The organism is Piscinibacter sp. PDB5-1 (assembly GCF_056676035.1).
Genome location: NZ_JBWVZL010000001.1, coordinates 1,197,047 through 1,213,295, shown reverse-complemented (window position 1 = coordinate 1,213,295; position 16,249 = coordinate 1,197,047). Strand labels below are relative to the sequence as shown.

The window sequence follows — 16,249 nt, the reverse complement described above, 5'->3', positions numbered from 1 at the left end:
GCATTCGAATTCGGCCGGGTCGCTGAGCTGCGGCGCAAGCCGGTGCTGGGCGATCCCACCTGCCGCAGGCCGTGAGCCTGCGACACCCACCGCGCCCTGCGGTGGCCTCGCCCGAATCCCCGACCCTCGACCCTGCGAACCCGACGACCATGGACACCTCTTCTGTCTTCAGCCTCGAAGGCCGCCACGTGCGGCTCGAACCCCTCGACGAACACCACCTGCCCGGCCTGGCCGCCGCCATCGACGACGGCGAGCTGTGGAAGCTGCCGGTCACCTTCGTGCCGCACCCGACCGAGCTGCGTGCCTTTTTGGCCGATGCGCACGAGGCCACGCGTGCCGGCCGCGAGCGCGTGTTCGCCACGCTCGACCAGCACTCGGGCCGCGTGGTCGGCAGCACGCGCTTTCGCTGCATCGAGCCGGGCCACAAGAAGGCCGAGATCGGCTTCACCTTCATCGCCCGCGCCTTTCAGCGCAGCCACGTCAACACGGAAGCCAAGTACCTGATGCTGCGGCACGCCTTCGAGCAGTGGCACTGCAACCGCATCGAGCTGCTGACCGACGTGCTTAACACTGCCTCGCGCGCGGCCATCGAACGCCTGGGGGCCCTGCGCGAGGGCCTGCTGCGCAACCACCTCGTGATGCGCGACGGCCGCGTGCGCGACTCGGTGCTCTACAGCCTGGTGCGGCAAGAATGGCCGCAGACCCGGCAAGCCCTCGAAGAGCGCATGAACAGCCAGGGGCGTGCCCGGGTCGGGTGACGGCGCGGCCTCATGCCGTTCCATCACCCAACCCACGACACACACAGCACCCCAGGGAGGCCCCCATGTCATCCACCGAAATTCAGGTTCAACGCCTCGGCGGCGGCGTCTTCACGCTGAGCGACTTTCTCTCGCCCGCCGAATGCGAAGGCTTCATCGCCGCGAGCGAAGCGCTCGGCTACGGCGAAGCGCCCATCGTCACCTCGCAAGGCGAGCAGATGCGCAAAGACGTGCGCAACAACACCCGCATCCTGCACGACGACCCGGCGCTCGCCGCGCGACTGTTCGAACGCGCGCGGCCCTGGTTGCCGCCCACGGCCAACGGCTGGCAGCTCGACGGCTTCAACGAGCGTTGGCGCTACTACCGCTACACGCCGGGCCAGCGCTTCGCATGGCATGGCGACGGCTCGTACCGGCGCTCGAACGACGAAGAGAGCCAGCTCACCTTCATGCTCTACCTGAACGACGGCTACGCGGGCGGGCGCACCGAGTTCTCGTGGGACGCGGTTGTGCCGCGCGCCGGCATGGCGCTCGTCTTTCCGCACGAACTGGTGCACCAGGGCGCCTCGGTGACCGAAGGCGTCAAGTACGTGCTGCGCACCGACGTGATGTACCGCCGCCCGCAGCGTTGATCTGCACCGTGTTCACCCCGCCACCTTCGTAACCCCATGACGACCATCCGCCCTTTCGACGAAGCCGACACCGACGCGGTGGTCGCGCTGTGGCAGGCCTGCGGCCTGACCCGCCCCTGGAACGACCCGCGCCGCGACATCGCTCGCAAGCTGCAGGTGCAGCGCGAGTGGTTTGTGGTGGCCGAGTTGAACGGCGAGGTCGTCGCCTCGGCCATGGCCGGCTACGACGGGCACCGGGGCTGGGTGAACTACCTCGCGGTGTCACCGGCCCACCGGCAACGCGGGCTGGGCCGGGCCTTGATGGCCCACATCGAACGCGAGCTGGCCGCGTTCGGTTGCCCCAAGATCAACCTGCAGGTGCGCAGCGGCAACACCGAGGTGCTGGCCTTCTATGCCCGCCTGGGTTACGGCACCGACGAGGTGCTGAGCCTGGGCAAACGCCTGATTGCCGATGATGCGCCTTGACATTCGCCGAGCGCCACGTGCGCGCGTGTGGGACCACCGACGGTCGGGGTGATACTGGAGGCGAACCTCCACTCGACGCACAGGGATCTGATGCCGACCACGCCAAGCCGCCTCTCCTTGAAGAACCGTCCGGGTTCATCGGCAACACCGCTGCTCAGGCTGAGGTGCGCATGAGTGCTGCGGCGGTGTGGCTGGTCTTGGGCCTCGTTGTTCTCGTTGGCGTGTCGGTGCTTTGGCTCTGCCTGCGTCTGGCGGCCGGTGAGGCGGTGAAGCTGGGCGCAGTCATCGTGGCCTATGCGGCTTCAAGCATCGCCTCGGCACTGGTGTGGCAAGGGCTGTCACGGGTGTCCGCCATGGCCGACAGCGTCGCGATCGAGTGGACACTTCGCGGGGTGTCGAGCTTGTTGGGCCTGCTCGTCATGGCCTATGTGCTGGTGCGCTGGGGCAAAACCGCCAGCGGTCGGCGCATCGGCGTGGGGCCCAGCAGCTTGGCCATCGCGGGGGCGATGCTCGCGTACGTGGCGCTCGCATTCGCCGTGGCCTGGGGTCTGCCGTATTTCTGGCCGTCGGACGAGCTGCTCTTTCGGCCCAACGGCTGAGGCCCCGCTTTGACGAGGCGCGGCCGTGAGGCCACGCCCCTCAGCGCTTGGGGCGCGGTGGGCGGCCGCCTTCGGCCGGGCCGCCCTCACGGCGCGGGCCTGGGCCTCGCGGGGCGCCACGGCCGGGGCCACCGCGCGGGTCGCGCCGCATCGGGGCGGCGAAGGGGGCTTCGGCGGCTTCTTTGCGGGCCAGGTCGAGCAGGCCGTCGAGCGCTTCGGGGGCAATTCCCTTCAGCGCGCAGAAGTTGGCTGTCGTCAGTTTGTTGTTCTGGAAGTCGCGCAGCAGCGCGGCGCGGTCGCGGCGCTCTTGCAGCTCTTGTTCGCGGCGCGCGTTCTGGTTGGCGCGGCGGCGGGTCAGCTCTTCTTGCGCGGCCTGGCGGTGCTCGTCGCTCAACTCGCCGGCGGGTTGGCCGTCGAGGTCGAAGCGCTGGGTCGCGGTGGTCAGGGCGATCAGGTAGCTGGTGCTGCCGGTGTGCCGACGCAAGAAGGCCGACAGCGCGGGCTTGGTGAACACGCCGGGTGCGCGCTCCTGGATGTCGGCCTGGATGCGCAGCTTCACGGGCTTGGGCGCGCCGCGAAACAACGCCGGAAAGCGCTGTTTCAGCTCTTGCGCGCACGCCTCGGGCGACAGCCCTTCGGGTTTGCTGGGCTTCGGCGTGGCCGGCGCAGGCGACTCGGCCTGGGGTGGGGTGGCGTCGGGCGTGTTGCTCGGCGGGGCCACGGGGTCGGAAATCGTGGAGGTGTCAGAAGACATCGGGTGCATCAAAGGCGGATCGAGACGACCCGGTGAGAAGCATTGTCCTCTCGGGCTTGAAGCAAAGCTCTCGGTGCTTGCACGAAGCTCGTGAAAATACCGAGATGACTGAAACGACTGGCGCTCCACGCGCTGCGACCCCCGCCGGCAGCGAATCGAAGCTGCCGCCCTCCCACAAACTGCCGATCGCCGAGCACGCCAAGCGCCTGCCGCCGCACATCGGCCTGGACTTGCTGTACCGCGTGCGCCAGGCCGCCTACAACCTGCCCCAGGTGGTGCAACCCGCCGATTTCATCGACGAAGACGCCCCCGGCTTCGAGCAGCACCTCGACAAGCACGGGCTGATCCTGCTGCAGAAGGCGTCGGCCGGTTCGCGGCCGAGCCGGTGGATCCACCCGAGCTGGATCGAACCGGCATTGCGCCACCTCGACACCGTGGGCAATGGCCCGGGTGTGCGTGCGCTGATGGCCGAGCGCACAGCCGCGCTCGACGCGCTGGGCGTGTCGCGCCACGGGCTGAAGTGGGAGCGTGTGGCTTTGCAGCCCGTGGCGCTCGAACGCCCGGGCTGGAGCGTGGCACTCGCGCACCGCGAGCCGGTCGATGCCGAAGCGGTGTGGGCCTTCTACCGAAGCGGCGACAAGCCAGCCCTGGTGAGCGCGCTCGGGGCTCCGCCGCCGGCCGCGCATGCCGCCGAGGTTGCCGAGCACCTGAACGGGTTGATTCGGCGCAGCGAGTCGGGCCACCCGCAGCAGATCGACGCCTTGCTGCCGCGCCTGCAGGCCGAGTGCGCCCAGCCGCGCACGCCCGAGGCGCTGAAGGCGGCGTGCGCTCGCACGCAAGAGCGCTGGGAGCAACGCGCCGCCGAAATCGAAGCGCTCGACGGCCTCAACAGCGAGCTGGCCTTCCAGGGCTACCCCGATTCGTTCGATGCGGCGCGCCAGATGCAGCGCAGCGTCACGCTCTTCATCGGCCCGCCCAACAGCGGCAAGACGCACGCCGCCTTCGAGCGCCTGGCGCAGGCCCACAACGGCGCCTACCTCGCGCCGCTGCGCCTGCTGGCCCTCGAAGGGCGCGACCGCCTGGTGGGCCGCGGTGTGCCGTGTTCGCTGCTCACCGGTGAAGAGAACGTCCCGGCCGAACACTCGCGCGTGGTGTCGAGCACCATCGAGATGGTCGACACCGTCAAGCCGATCGACGTGGCGGTGATCGACGAGGCGCAGATGATCTTCGACCTCAGCCGAGGTTGGGCCTGGACGCAGGCCATCGTCGGCGTGCCGGCCAACGAGCTCATCGTGATCTGCTCCGAGTTCGCCGTGCCGGCCATCGAGAACCTGCTGCGCCTGTGCGGCGAGCGTTGCACGCTCAAGCGCTTCGAGCGCAAGCAGCAGGTGCAGTTGCTGCCGGCGCCGGTGCCGCTGGCGGCGCTGCATTCGGGCGATGCGGTCGTGGCCTTCAGCCGCCGCGACGTGCTGATGCTGCGCGACCAGATCGCCGCACAGGGCCACGAGGTGTCGGTGATCTACGGCGCCTTGCCGCCCGAGGTGCGCCGCCGCGAGGCCGAACGCTTTGCGCACGGCCACTCGCAGGTGCTGGTGGCGACCGACGCGATCGGCATGGGCCTGAACCTGCCGATCCGCCGCGTGCTCTTCAGCACCTTGACCAAGTTCGACGGGCAGGGCGACCGCGCCTTGGACGAGTCGGAGGTGCACCAGATCGCCGGCCGCGCGGGCCGCTACGGCATGCACGAAGAAGGCTTCGCCGGCGTGCTCCGCGAGGCCGAGCCGGCGGCTGCGCGCATGCTGAAAGAGAAGCTGCACGCCACGCCGCGTGCGCCGCGCCAGTTCAAGGCGCCGGTCGCGCCGGGCTGGTGGCATGTACAGACGATTGCCAAGCGCCTGAACCTGACCAAGCTGCGCGCCGTGCTCGATGTCTTCATCGAACGGCTGCGGCTCGACAACGCGCACTTCGAGGTGGCCGAGCTGGAGCAGATGCTCGAACTCGCCGCGCACATCGACGAAGCCGCCGGCAGCCTGCCGCTCAAGTCGCGCTTCATCTACGCGCAGGCGCCGGTGGACACCCGCACCGCCACGCTGGCCGAGCAGTTTCTCGAATGGACGCACACGCACGCGCGCAGCGGCCAGGCGGGTGACCCGTGGTTCTTGCGCGAGGTCGATGAGCACAGTCGCCTCGACCGCATGGAGCAGGCCCTGCGCGCGTGCACGCTGTGGCTGTGGCTCGACCTGCGCTTCCCCGGCGTCTATGGCCAGGTGGATCTGGTCAGCGACCTGCGCAGCCGCCTCAACGACGGCATCGAGCGGCAGCTGAAGGGCAAGAAACCGCTGGCGCAGATGCGCCGCCGCAGCTCGGCGAGGTACGGCGGGTGACGCCGCTGGAGCTGGCCGCGAACGCCGTCACGGCGGTGTCGATCTTGCTGGCTGGCCGCAACAGCGTGCACACGTGGTGGACGGGACTCGTCGGCTGCGCGCTCTTCGGTGTGCTCTTCTTCGAGTCGAACCTCTATGCCGATGTCACGCTGCAGGCCTTCTTCGTCGTGACCAGTGCGTGGGGCTGGTGGCAGTGGCGGCGCGGGCCAGGCGGCGCTGAGCGGCCCATCACGCACGCGCCGCGCGGCTGGATCGCCGCGGCCTTCGGCATCGGCGTGCTCGCGACGCTCGCCTACGGCGCGCTGCTGCACCGCTTCACCGATGCGTACGCGCCATTCGTCGATTCGGCCGTGCTGGCCTTCAGCGTCATCGCGCAGGTGCTGCTGATGCAGCGGCGCGTGACGACCTGGCCGTTCTGGCTCGTGGTCAACAGCATTGCCTGCCCCTTGTTCGCCAGTCGTGGTCTCTACCTGACCGCAGGGCTTTATGCGGTGTACTGGGTCAATGCCATCGTCGCGTGGCGTTACTGGGCGCAGCAGATGCGGACAGCATCATGAACGCGGCCTTCACGCGGTGTGGCGGCGCAAGGGGCGCCGCATGAGCTTTCGGCACGGGCTGGTCGTCGGCAAGTTCGCGCCGCTGCACCTGGGCCACGAGGCGCTGATCCGCTTGGCGCAGGCGCGCTGCCAGCGCGTCACCGTGATCAGCTACAGCCGCCCGGCCTGGCCGCGCGCCACGGCGGCCGACCGCGAGCGCTGGCTGCGCGCGCGCGTGCCGGGCGTGTCGCTGCTGGTGCTCGACGCGACACGCCTGGCGGCCGCGTGCGTGGCACACGGCCTGCCGCCGCGCGAGCTGCCCTTCGACGACGCGCCCGACGACACGCACCGGCACTTCGTCGCCTGGTTGCTGCAAGCCCTGCTGCGCGACACGGTCGATGCCGTGTTCACCAGCGAAGCCTACGGCGACGGTTTCGCGGCCGTGCTCACCCAGTGCTTCCAGCAGGCCGAGACGGGCCACCCGGCCGTCACCCACGTCTGCATGGACCACGCGCGCACTCAGGTGCCGGTCAGCGGCACCGCGCTGCGCCACGACCCCGCCGCGCACCGCGCCCGCGTGTCGCCCGAGGTCTGGGCCGAGCTGGTGCCGCGCGTGTGCGTGCTGGGCGGTGAGTCTTCGGGCAAGACCACGCTCGCGCAGGCCCTGGCCGAGGCGCTGGGCACGGTGTGGGTGCCCGAGTACGGCCGCGAGCGCTGCGAACAGCTCGGCACCGGCCGCCCCGCGCTCGACGAACTGCTGCACATCGCGCAGACGCAGGTTGCGCGCGAGATCGAGGCCGCCCCGCAGGCGAACGGCTGGCTGGTGTGCGACACCTCACCGCTCACGACCCGCATCTATGCCGAGATCGACCACGCCGCGGCCGGGCCTGCGTCGGTGCCACCCGCGCTCGACGAGCTGGCGCAGCGGCACTACGACCGCGTGTTGCTGTGCGCGCCCGACTTCGGCTTCGTGCAAGACGGCAGCCGGCGCGACGACGCCTTTCGTGCAGCGCAGCACGAGCGCACCCTGGCCCGGCTGGCGGCGTTCGGGTCCACCCCCTTGACGGTTCGCGGATCGCTCGCAGCGCGTGTGGATCAGGCGCTTCGCGCCTTGTGAGCGTGCGCCCGGCGCCCGGGCATAGCCGTGGTCCGCGGGGGGTTTTAGAGAAATGCTGCCTTGCCTTACGTCAAGGCGAGATCAAGATGGGCATGCCCATTGCCGGGTGTGCTGTCAGGCGCTCTGTCAGGTGTTGCCCGGCCGGACGCCCAGGGAGCCTTCTCGATGTCCAAGCCATTTTTCCTTCGCCGGGCCGTGGTGATCGGTGTGCTGGTGGGATGTGCATCGTCGGTCTCGGCCCAACCTGAGGACCTGCTGGCCTCGATGTCTCTCGAAGAGCTGGCACAGGTCGAGATCACCTCAGTGTCCAAACGGGCCGAGCGCCTGTCGGACGCGCCGACCTCGGTGTTCGTCATCACCGCCGATGACATTCGCCGCAGTGGCGCGACCAGCCTGCCCGAGGCGCTGCGGCTCGCGCCCAACCTCCAGGTCGCCCGCGCCACCAACTACGGCCACACCATGAGCGCACGCGGCTTCGCCAGTTCGTCGTCCAACAAGCTGCTGGTGCTGATCGATGGGCGCTCGGTGTACACGCCGCTGTTCTCGGGCGTGTTCTGGGACGTGCAGGACGTGATGCTCGAAGACATCGAGCGCATCGAAGTCATCAGTGGCCCCGGGGGCACGCTGTGGGGCGTGAACGCGGTCAACGGCGTCATCAACGTCATCACGCGCGCGGCCGCGGCAACGTCCGGCGGCCTGGCCTCGGTGGGTGTGGGCACCGACGAAAGCCGCGCGTCGATGCGCCTCGGCACGCGCGCGCCGGGCGACGGCGACCTGCGCGTCTACGCCACCCACCGCGAGCAGAAGCACACCGAAACGCGCGCCGGCCTGCCGGTGAACGACGCCGCGCACCTGACGCAGGCCGGTTTTCGGGCCGACTGGTCGCGTGAGTCCGACAAGCTCATGCTCAAGGGCGACATCTATGAAGGCGGGCACCAGCAGGCGCTGCCCGGCACCATCGCCATCGCTGGCCAGACGCTCGCGCTCGGGTCGATTCCGCTGTCCGGTGCCAACCTCATCGCCCACTGGGAACGCCAACTGCGCGCCGGCGGCAGCGTGGCCGTGCAGGCCTACTACGACCGCACGCGGCGCACCGTGCCGCCCACCTTCGCCGACACGCAGCACACGCTCGACGTGCAACTTCAGCACTCCCTGGCCGCCCACGGCACGCACCGGCCGGTGTGGGGACTGCAGTACCGCGAGGGGCGCGACCGGGTCACCAACAGTGCCTATGTGGCCTTTCTGCCGGCACGGCTGAACCAGACCTGGCTGAGCGTGTTCGCGCAAGACGAGATCACCTTGGGGCCCGGCCTGCAGCTCACGCTCGGCCTGCGCGCTGAGCGCAACGACTACACCGGCACCGAGGTGCTGCCCAACGTGCGCCTGGCCTGGAAGCCGAGCGACGCGCACCTGTGGTGGGGCTCGCTGTCGCGCACGGCGCGCGCACCCTCGCGGCTCGACCACGACACCTTTGTGCCGGGCGTGCCGCCGTACCTGCTGCGTGGCGGCCCGACGGTTCGGTCCGAGACAGCCCGCGCGCTCGAACTCGGCTACCGCGGGCAGATCGGCGCCAACGCCACGTTCTCGGCCACGCTGTTTCGCACCCGCTACGACCACCTGCGCACGCAAGAGATCGACCCCGGCCGCACTTACGTCTTCTATGCCAACGGCATGCAGGGCAGCACCAGCGGGTTCGAGCTGTGGGGCAGCCTGCAGGCGCTGCCGGGCTGGCGGCTGCATGGTGGCTTCACGCGCCTGAGTCAGTCGCTCGAACTCAAGCCCGGCAGCAACGACGCGAGCGCTGTGGGGGCGACCGAGGGCGCCAACCCGAGCCGCTGGTGGGTGCTGCGCTCGGCACTCGACGTCGGGACGCGGGGTGAGCTCGACGCCACGCTGCGCTATGTGGACACGCTCACGCGCCCTGAGGTGCCGCGCTACCACGCGCTCGACCTGCGCTACGGCTGGCGCCTGCAGCCGGGCTGGCAGCTGTCGGTCACCGGGCACAACGTGCTCGGCTCGGGCCATGGCGAGTTCACGGGGCTGGCGACCCGGTCGTATTTCAAGCCGGCGGCCTTCGTGAAGCTGGAGGTCCGGTTTTGACTGCGAGACATGTCCCTGGCCGTGCCGAATTTCCGCGTGGAAACGCAGGGGGTGGGTGTGTAATGGCCGCTCAAGGGTTCAGGCCGCCGGCCGGCCCGGCCACGATCGATTCGTGCCCCCGGTCCGGCAGTCGCGAGCCCCGCTCCCACCCCGAAGGTTCGGTCGAGGAGGCAGTTCGCCATGTGCCCCATCGCCATCACCTGCTGGACCCGCGCGTCGCTGGCCCGTCTGCTCACGCGTGGCGCCCTTCGAGCGCTGGCCATGCCGGACAGTGACCGCTTCGGCGCGCTGATCGCGCGGGGCGACCCCGACCCCACGCGGCGCACCGTGCCGTCTGCCCTGTCGGCCACCGTCTTCCATGGCCGCTGCGGGCACCGGTGCACGCAAGAGGTCGAGGTGGTCGCACGCCGGGGGTGTCATGGCAATGGCAGGCCGGCACGCAGCACCGGCTTCGTGCTGTGCGGCCTGGTCGCGTCGCTTCGGGTGCGGTTCTGATGGCATCCCACCCTGCGCTGCAACCCGTCTTGACCGGCGCGATGGGACGGCGCCGGCTGTTGTGCGCCGGGCTGCTGGGCACGCTGGGTGGATCGCCGGCCGCGCAGGGCATCGACGGCCGCGCCGAGGCCGAGTACCGCATCAAGGCGGCCTTTCTGTGCCGCTTCGGGCAGTTCGTCGAATGGCCGGCCGAGGCCATGGCCGGCACGGACTTCGTCATCGGCGTGATGGCCGGCGAACGTGTCGCCGGCATCATCGAACGCGTGGCGCTCGGGCAAAGCGTGCAGGGCCGCGCCATCACCGTGCGCCGGCTCGACGATGCCGAGAACCTGCAGAACCTGCACCTGCTGTTTGTCGGCCGCACGCATGCGCCGAGTCTGGGCGCGCTGGCGCAGACGCTGCGCGACCGGCCGGTGCTCACCGTCAGCGAGGCCGCGGTCGAAGACACCCCGGCGATGGTCAACTTCGTGGTGGTCGAGAACAAGGTCAAGTTCGACATCGCTCTGCACCGCGCCGAGCGCAACCGGCTCAAGATCAGCGCGCGCCTGCTCGACGTGGCGCGTCAGGTCGTGGGGAAAGACTCATGAAGTTCGACGTGGCCGGCTCGCTGCGACGCAAGCTGTGGGGCGTGATGCTGCTCACCACGCTGTCGGCCCTGGTCGTGGCGCTCGGGGCGATGGTCGCCTACGACTTGCGTACCTACCACGACGAATGGGTGGCCGACCTGCGCGGCCAGGCCGAACTGCTCGGGCGCACCAGCGCCACCGCGCTCGCCTTCGACGACGAGCGCGTGGCCACCGACAACCTCGCGCTGCTGCGGCTGCAACCGCAGGTGCGCGAGGCCGCGCTGTACGACGCCCAGGGCCTGCTGTTCGCCACCTACCCCGCCGGCCCGCAGGTGACGGCGCGGCTGCCCGCCCGCCCCGTGCGCGAAGGCGTGCACGTCGAGAGCGGGCGCCTCGTCGTGTCGCACCCCATCCAAGAGGGCGGACAGATGCTCGGCACGGTCTACCTGAGCGCCGACTACGCGCTGGTTGACCGTGTCATCCATTACGCCGGCATCGCCCTCGTGGTGGCGCTGATCGGCCTCGGCGTCGCCGCGCTGGTGTCGGGCTGGCTGCAGAAGATCGTCACCGGCCCCATCTCGGCCGTGGGCGAGGCGGCGCGCCGCGTGGTCGAGCAGGGCGACTACACCCGGCGCGTGGACAAGCCCGGCACCGAAGAGCTCGGCGAACTCGTCGATGCCTTCAACGAAATGATGGGCGAGATCGAACGCCGCACGCTCGCGCTTGAAGCCTCGAACCGTGACAAGGCGCGCGAGGTCGAAGAGCGCCGCACCGCGCAGCAAGAAGTGATGCGCCTGAACGCAGCGCTCGAAGACCGCGTGCGCCAGCGCACCGAGCAGCTCGAGCAGAGCAACCGCCACCTCGCGCTCGCCACGCAGGCGGCCGAGCAGGCGAACCGGGCGAAGTCCGAGTTCCTGTCGAACATGAGCCATGAGCTGCGCACGCCGCTGAACGCCATCATCGGCTTCGGCCAGCTGCTCGAATCGGCCGGATCGATGCCGCTCACGCCCGACCGCCAGAAGGCTTTCGTCGAGCACATCGTCAAGGCCGGCCGGCACTTGCTCACGCTCATCAACGACATCCTGAATCTCGCGCAGATCGAGGCGGGCAAGCTCTCGCTGTCGGTCGAGGCGGTGGAGCTGCAACGCGTGCTCGACGAATGCCGTTCGATGGCCGAGCCGCTGACCGAGGCCAACGGCGTGCGGCTGTTGTTCCCGGGGGGAACGGCGCTGCGGGTGGATGCCGACCGCACGCGGCTCAAGCAGGTGCTGCTCAACCTGCTGTCCAACGCCATCAAGTACAACCGCGAACGCGGCTCGGTGGTCGTCGATTGCGCGCCGTCGGTGCCAGGGCGCGTGCGCATCTCGGTGCAAGACACGGGCCTCGGCCTGCGCCCTGAGCAGGTGGCCCAGCTCTTCCAGCCCTTCAACCGGCTGGGTCAGGAAACCGGCGTGCAAGAAGGCACCGGCATTGGCTTGGTGCTGACCAAGCACCTGGTCGAGTTGATGGGCGGCGAGATGGGCGTGAGCAGCACGCCCGGTGCCGGCAGCCTGTTCTGGATCGACTTGCGCGCAAGCCGCGACAGTGCCGAACGGCTCGGCCCGCGACCCGACAGCGACTTCGCGCCGCTTCACGCGCCCAGTGCCGACGACCACGGCGCCCAGGCCACGGTGCTGTGCGTCGAAGACAACCCCGCCAGCTTGCAGCTCATCCAGTCGGCGCTGGGCGTGCGCGGCAACCTGCGCGTGCTGGCCGCGCAGGACGGGCAGGTCGGTGTCGAGATGGCGCGACGCCATCGGCCCGACGTGATCCTGATGGACAACAACATGCCGGTGCTGACCGGCGGGCAGGCGCAGGCGCTGCTGAAAAAAGACCCACGCACCGCCGACATCCCGATCATCGCCATCAGCGCCAATGCGATGCCGGGTGCGATTGCCGATGGGCTGGCGGCGGGCTTCTTTCGCTACCTCACCAAGCCCATCGACCTGAGCGACCTGAACGACGCGCTCGACAGCGCGCTGCAACTCGCCGCCGAGCGCAAGGCCGGCGGCGGGCCGCCCCCGCGCTGAGCCCCCCGGCCCTCAGGTCGAGGACTTGTCCACCGCCACGGGGGCGGCCGGCGTGGCCGCGAGCGCCGCCAGCTTGCGCCGCACCGCGTCGCCGTAGGCCGGATCGGCCTTGGTGAAGTGGCCGATCTGCCGCTGCTGGATGTCGGCCGGGACGCTGTGCATCGCGTGGGCGATGTTGCTGGTCAGGCGGTCTTGCTCATCGGCCGGCATCAGGCGGTAGAGGTTGCCGGCCTGCGTGAAGTCGTCGGCACTGCCGCGCTCGTCGTAACGCCCCGCCACGCCGCTGACCACCCAGCCCGCATCGCCGTGGCCGAAGCCGCTCGGGTTGCTGCCGCCGGCCTGCACGGGCTCGTAGTTCGGGGCTGCGCCGCCGTTGTCGATGGCCATGGCGCCGTCGCGCTGCTGGTGGTGGAAGGGGCAGCGCGGGCGGTTCACCGGCAGGTGCTGGTGGTTGGTGCCCACGCGGTAGAGCTGCGCGTCGTGGTACGCGAAGAGCCGCCCTTGCAGCATCTTGTCGGGGCTGAAGCCCAGGCCCGGCACCACGTTGGCCGGCGAGAACGCGACCTGTTCGACCTCGGCGTGGTAGTTCGCCGGGTTGCGGTTCAGCTCCATCACGCCGACCGGGATGCGCGGAAAGTCCTTGTGCGGCCACACCTTCGTGAGGTCGAAGGGGTTCCAGCCGGTGCGCTGCTCGAAGGCGGCCGCTTCGGCGTCGGTCATCACCTGGATGAAGACCTGCCACTTCGGGAAGTCGCCCTTGGCGATGGCGTTGAAGAGGTCGCGTTGCGCGTAGTCGGGGTCTTCACCGGCCAGGCGCACGGCGTCTTGCGGCAGCAGGTTCTTGATGCCTTGCTGCGTCTTGAAGTGCCATTTCACCCACACGCGTTCGCCGGCGGCGTTGATGAGGCTGAAGGTGTGGCTGCCGAAGCCGTCCATGTGGCGGTAGCCATCGGGTGTGCCGCGGTCGCTGAAGAGCATGGTGACCTGGTGCAACGACTCGGGTGCCTTCGACCAGAAGTCCCACATCATGGTCGGCGACTTGAGGTTGGTTTGCGGGTCGCGCTTTTGCGTGTGCACGAAGTCGGGAAACTTGATCGGGTCCTTGATGAAGAACATCGGCGTGTTGTTGCCGGCGAGGTCCCAGTTGCCCTCTTCGGTATAGAAGCGCACCGCGAAGCCGCGCGGGTCGCGCTCGGTGTCGGCGCTGCCGCGTTCGCCGCCGACGGTCGAGAAGCGCACGAAGGTCTCGGTGGCCTTGCCGACCTGGCTGAAGAGCTTGGCCTTGGTGTAGCGCGTGATGTCGTGCGTGACGGTGAACGTGCCGTACGCGCCCGAGCCCTTGGCGTGCACCACGCGCTCGGGAATGCGCTCGCGGTTGAAGTGCTGCAGCTTCTCGATCAGGTGGAAGTCTTGCAGCAACACCGGCCCGCGCGGACCCGCGGTGATCGAGTTCTGGTTGTCGGCAACGGGAATGCCGGAAGCGGTCGTGAGTTTGGGCGTCGTCATGGGTTGTCCTTCGGAGTGGGTGGCGCGGTGACAGGCACGAAATCTAGGTTCGCCTGTCTTCTGCGTGAATTCGATTGAATTCAGCTCGGCAATAGTTTTTTGCTAAGCGCTGGGATTGCCACACAAAAGCACGATCGTGCAAAACACAAATCCGCACAGCCGTGCAACAGAGAAAACCCGCTGCGAACGCTCAGCAACTCCATACAAAAATCGCCGCCGTCCCGGGCCAGCCAGCCCATCGCCCCGCCTGAACCGGCGGATGCCCGGGCTGCCGTGCGCGGCGATCGCTCGAAAAAGACTGGCCGTCCGAAAAACGTTCAACACACCGGAGACACGTTCATGCGCTTCACCACCCTGATTCGCGCCGGCCTCGCGCTTGCGCTCACCGCTGCCGCCACCCTGGCGTCGGCCCAGACCAGCTTCTCGACCACCTACCGCGGCGGCAGCACCTCGACCTGCGGCTCCACCTACAACATCACCGGCAAGGAGCCCAGCGCCTCGGGCCGCTACCCGCTGTTCGTGTACATCGGTGGCACGGGTGAGAACTACACCAGCGTGTGGGGCCAGGCTTCGATCGACGAAGCCGTGGCGCGTGGCTACGTGGCCGCGTCGGTGCAGTACGACAACGGCTCGTTCGGCAGCTGCACGACCATCAGCACCCGCGCCCGCTGCATCTTCAACTCGGCCAACACCAACAGCGCCATCGCCAAGCTGTGCGCGCGTTCGAAGGTCGATTGCTCGAAGGGCATCGTCACCGGTGGCCTGAGCCAGGGTTCGATCATCTCGGTGCTGTCGCGCAACTACGATTCGCGCATCCGCGCCTCGTTCGGCCAGGGCTCGGGCACGACCTACACGGTCGCCTACAACCTGGCCTCGTGCATGGACAACGGCCGTCATACGCAGCCCGGTGACCGCATCCGCATCATCAACGGCGAGCGCGACATGTTCGTCGGCGGCACCGAAGCCATCGCCCGCTCGCAAGCCGAACGCGTCACCGGCCTGTCGTGCACGGGCCGCCAATCGTGCTTCCGCAGCAACGGCTCGGGTTGGTACATCGTCAAAGACCTGGAAGTGCTCGACCTGTACGCCGACCACTGCTTCATGGGCTACGGCGGCACCGCCATCGCGCAGTGCGCCGGCATCCTGGCCAACGACGCGAACTACGTCTACGGCAACAACCAGTGGGGCGTGAAGGCGTCGATCAACTTCCTGAAGGGCTTCACGGACTGATCGGCCTTGTGGGGCAGGGCGGCGCTGCGTGCGGCGCGCGCTCGGCCCACACCACAGCGCACCCGCTTTCGCAGGTGCGCCGTTTGCGTTTCTGCTCTTGTGCCACCCCCTCGTTGTTCATAAGGTGCTGACGATGAGCCGCATCCTCCACGCCTCCACCCGCCCGCTGTGGCAGCGCCCCGTCGTGGTGGGCGCTGCTCTCCTTGCCGCAGGCGCCGTCCTTGTGGGTGTGATGACGCGAGGTGGCCCCGAGACCGAGGTGCCCGCCGTGGGGACGTCCCCGGGCGCCTCGCTGTCGTCCGCCTCTGCCGGTGGAGCCGCCGCGACCGGGGGCGACGTGTTTCCCACGGTGCGGCTGACGCTTGTCGAGGTCACGCTGCAGACCGTGCCGCCCTCGGCCGTGCTCGACGTCGAGACCCGCCGCGTCACCGTGGCCGCGGGGCAGGAGGTGTTTCCCGGCATTCGCCTCGACCGCGTCTTCAGCGACCGCGTCGTGCTCGCACACGGGCAGGCCACGCGCACCCTGCGCCTGGCCCCGCCTTCGGCGCCGACGTCTGCCGCCGCGGTGAATGCCGACGGCGAAGACCCGAACGAGATCCGCGTGCGCAACAAGGGGATCGACCCCAAGCGGCTCACCACCCACCGGCCGATGGCGGCCGATGCCTTCTTGCGCGAAGTGCTGATCGCGCCCAGCCCGCGCGGCGGTTTCGTTGTCGAAGATGTGATGCCTGGCAGCGTGTACGACAAGCTCGGCCTGCGCCGCGGTGACGTGGTGTATTCGCTCGATGTGCCCGGTGCCAGGCCGGTGGACGAGGGGTCGATGATTTCGCTGATGCAGCAGACCACGCTCGAGATGGAGGTCTACCGCCAGGGCGCCGCGTTGCGTCTGAAGCACGACCTCACCGCCGACACCGAGGCCGAGCCGGTCTCACCCGGCTCCCGCTGAGCCCTGGCGGCCCCCCGCTCTTCGATCACCGGGCCCTGCCCGCCGCCCTGGGAAGGGTCGGCTCGGCGGCCACTGCACGCCATACACGCCCC

The 16,249-nt window shown here is 69.3% G+C and carries 15 protein-coding genes; 13 read left to right on the top strand and 2 right to left on the bottom strand.

Translation table 11 applies throughout. The features are described from left to right. Positions 1–149: 149 nt before the first annotated feature. The 4 genes from AC1KAT_RS05420 (at position 150) to AC1KAT_RS05405 (ending at position 2,454) form a co-directional block, all read left to right on the top strand. Complete coding sequence (locus AC1KAT_RS05420) at positions 150–758, top strand: GNAT family N-acetyltransferase (RefSeq protein ID WP_480323561.1); 609 nt, start codon at positions 150–152, stop codon at positions 756–758. A gap of 65 nt (positions 759–823) precedes the next feature. Further along, complete coding sequence (locus AC1KAT_RS05415) at positions 824–1,390, top strand: 2OG-Fe(II) oxygenase (protein ID WP_480323559.1); 567 nt, start codon at positions 824–826, stop codon at positions 1,388–1,390. Between the two features lie 36 nt (positions 1,391–1,426). Continuing rightward, complete coding sequence (locus AC1KAT_RS05410) at positions 1,427–1,855, top strand: GNAT family acetyltransferase (RefSeq protein ID WP_480323557.1); 429 nt, start codon at positions 1,427–1,429, stop codon at positions 1,853–1,855. Next, on the top strand, positions 1,852–2,454 hold the full coding sequence (locus tag AC1KAT_RS05405; RefSeq protein WP_480323555.1) for a hypothetical protein: 603 nt from the start codon (positions 1,852–1,854) through the stop codon (positions 2,452–2,454). Before AC1KAT_RS05410 ends, AC1KAT_RS05405 begins: the two co-directional genes overlap by 4 nt. 40 nt (positions 2,455–2,494) lie before the next feature. Here AC1KAT_RS05405 and AC1KAT_RS05400 read toward each other — a convergent pair whose 3' ends face one another. Beyond that, positions 2,495–3,208 carry a ProQ/FINO family protein gene (locus AC1KAT_RS05400; protein ID WP_480323553.1) on the bottom strand — a complete coding sequence of 238 codons (714 nt, stop codon included), beginning with the start codon at positions 3,206–3,208 and terminating at the stop codon, positions 2,495–2,497. A 104-nt stretch (positions 3,209–3,312) separates the two neighbouring features. Here AC1KAT_RS05400 and AC1KAT_RS05395 point away from each other — a divergent pair, with 104 nt between their 5' ends. From AC1KAT_RS05395 to AC1KAT_RS05365, 7 genes are all read left to right on the top strand, one after another. After that, positions 3,313–5,592, top strand: a complete 2,280-nt coding sequence (locus AC1KAT_RS05395) for a helicase-related protein (RefSeq protein WP_480323551.1) — start codon at positions 3,313–3,315, stop codon at positions 5,590–5,592. Then, the gene (gene pnuC, locus AC1KAT_RS05390; RefSeq protein WP_480323549.1) at positions 5,589–6,149 is read left to right on the top strand and encodes a nicotinamide riboside transporter PnuC; all 561 of its coding nucleotides are present in this window, start codon (positions 5,589–5,591) and stop codon (positions 6,147–6,149) included. Before AC1KAT_RS05395 ends, pnuC begins: the two co-directional genes overlap by 4 nt. 40 nt (positions 6,150–6,189) lie before the next feature. Then, positions 6,190–7,245: an AAA family ATPase gene (locus tag AC1KAT_RS05385; protein WP_480323547.1), complete on the top strand. Its 1,056-nt coding sequence runs from the start codon at positions 6,190–6,192 to the stop codon at positions 7,243–7,245. A 165-nt stretch (positions 7,246–7,410) separates the two neighbouring features. Further along, positions 7,411–9,345: a TOL_0244 family TonB-dependent receptor gene (locus AC1KAT_RS05380; RefSeq protein WP_480323545.1), complete on the top strand. Its 1,935-nt coding sequence runs from the start codon at positions 7,411–7,413 to the stop codon at positions 9,343–9,345. A gap of 180 nt (positions 9,346–9,525) precedes the next feature. Beyond that, positions 9,526–9,840, top strand: coding sequence for a hypothetical protein (locus AC1KAT_RS05375; RefSeq protein ID WP_480323543.1), 315 nt, complete (start codon positions 9,526–9,528; stop codon positions 9,838–9,840). Further along, entirely contained in the window at positions 9,840–10,427 is a 588-nt protein-coding gene (locus AC1KAT_RS05370; RefSeq protein ID WP_480323541.1) for a TOL_0243 family YfiR-like periplasmic protein, read from the top strand. The genes AC1KAT_RS05375 and AC1KAT_RS05370 overlap by 1 nt, the downstream gene beginning before the upstream one ends. Then, positions 10,424–12,475 carry a sensor histidine kinase, YfiR-like protein-associated gene (locus tag AC1KAT_RS05365; protein ID WP_480323540.1) on the top strand — a complete coding sequence of 684 codons (2,052 nt, stop codon included), beginning with the start codon at positions 10,424–10,426 and terminating at the stop codon, positions 12,473–12,475. The genes AC1KAT_RS05370 and AC1KAT_RS05365 overlap by 4 nt, the downstream gene beginning before the upstream one ends. 12 nt (positions 12,476–12,487) lie before the next feature. Here AC1KAT_RS05365 and AC1KAT_RS05360 read toward each other — a convergent pair whose 3' ends face one another. Next, positions 12,488–13,981, bottom strand: a complete 1,494-nt coding sequence (locus tag AC1KAT_RS05360; RefSeq protein ID WP_480323538.1) for a catalase — start codon at positions 13,979–13,981, stop codon at positions 12,488–12,490. 339 nt (positions 13,982–14,320) lie between these two features. On the opposite strand from AC1KAT_RS05360, the gene AC1KAT_RS05355 reads away from it, so the two are divergent. Continuing rightward, the gene (locus AC1KAT_RS05355; protein ID WP_480323536.1) at positions 14,321–15,211 is read left to right on the top strand and encodes a hypothetical protein; all 891 of its coding nucleotides are present in this window, start codon (positions 14,321–14,323) and stop codon (positions 15,209–15,211) included. A 133-nt stretch (positions 15,212–15,344) separates the two neighbouring features. Further along, on the top strand, positions 15,345–16,157 hold the full coding sequence (locus tag AC1KAT_RS05350) for a hypothetical protein (RefSeq protein WP_480323533.1): 813 nt from the start codon (positions 15,345–15,347) through the stop codon (positions 16,155–16,157). Positions 16,158–16,249: the final 92 nt, after the last annotated feature.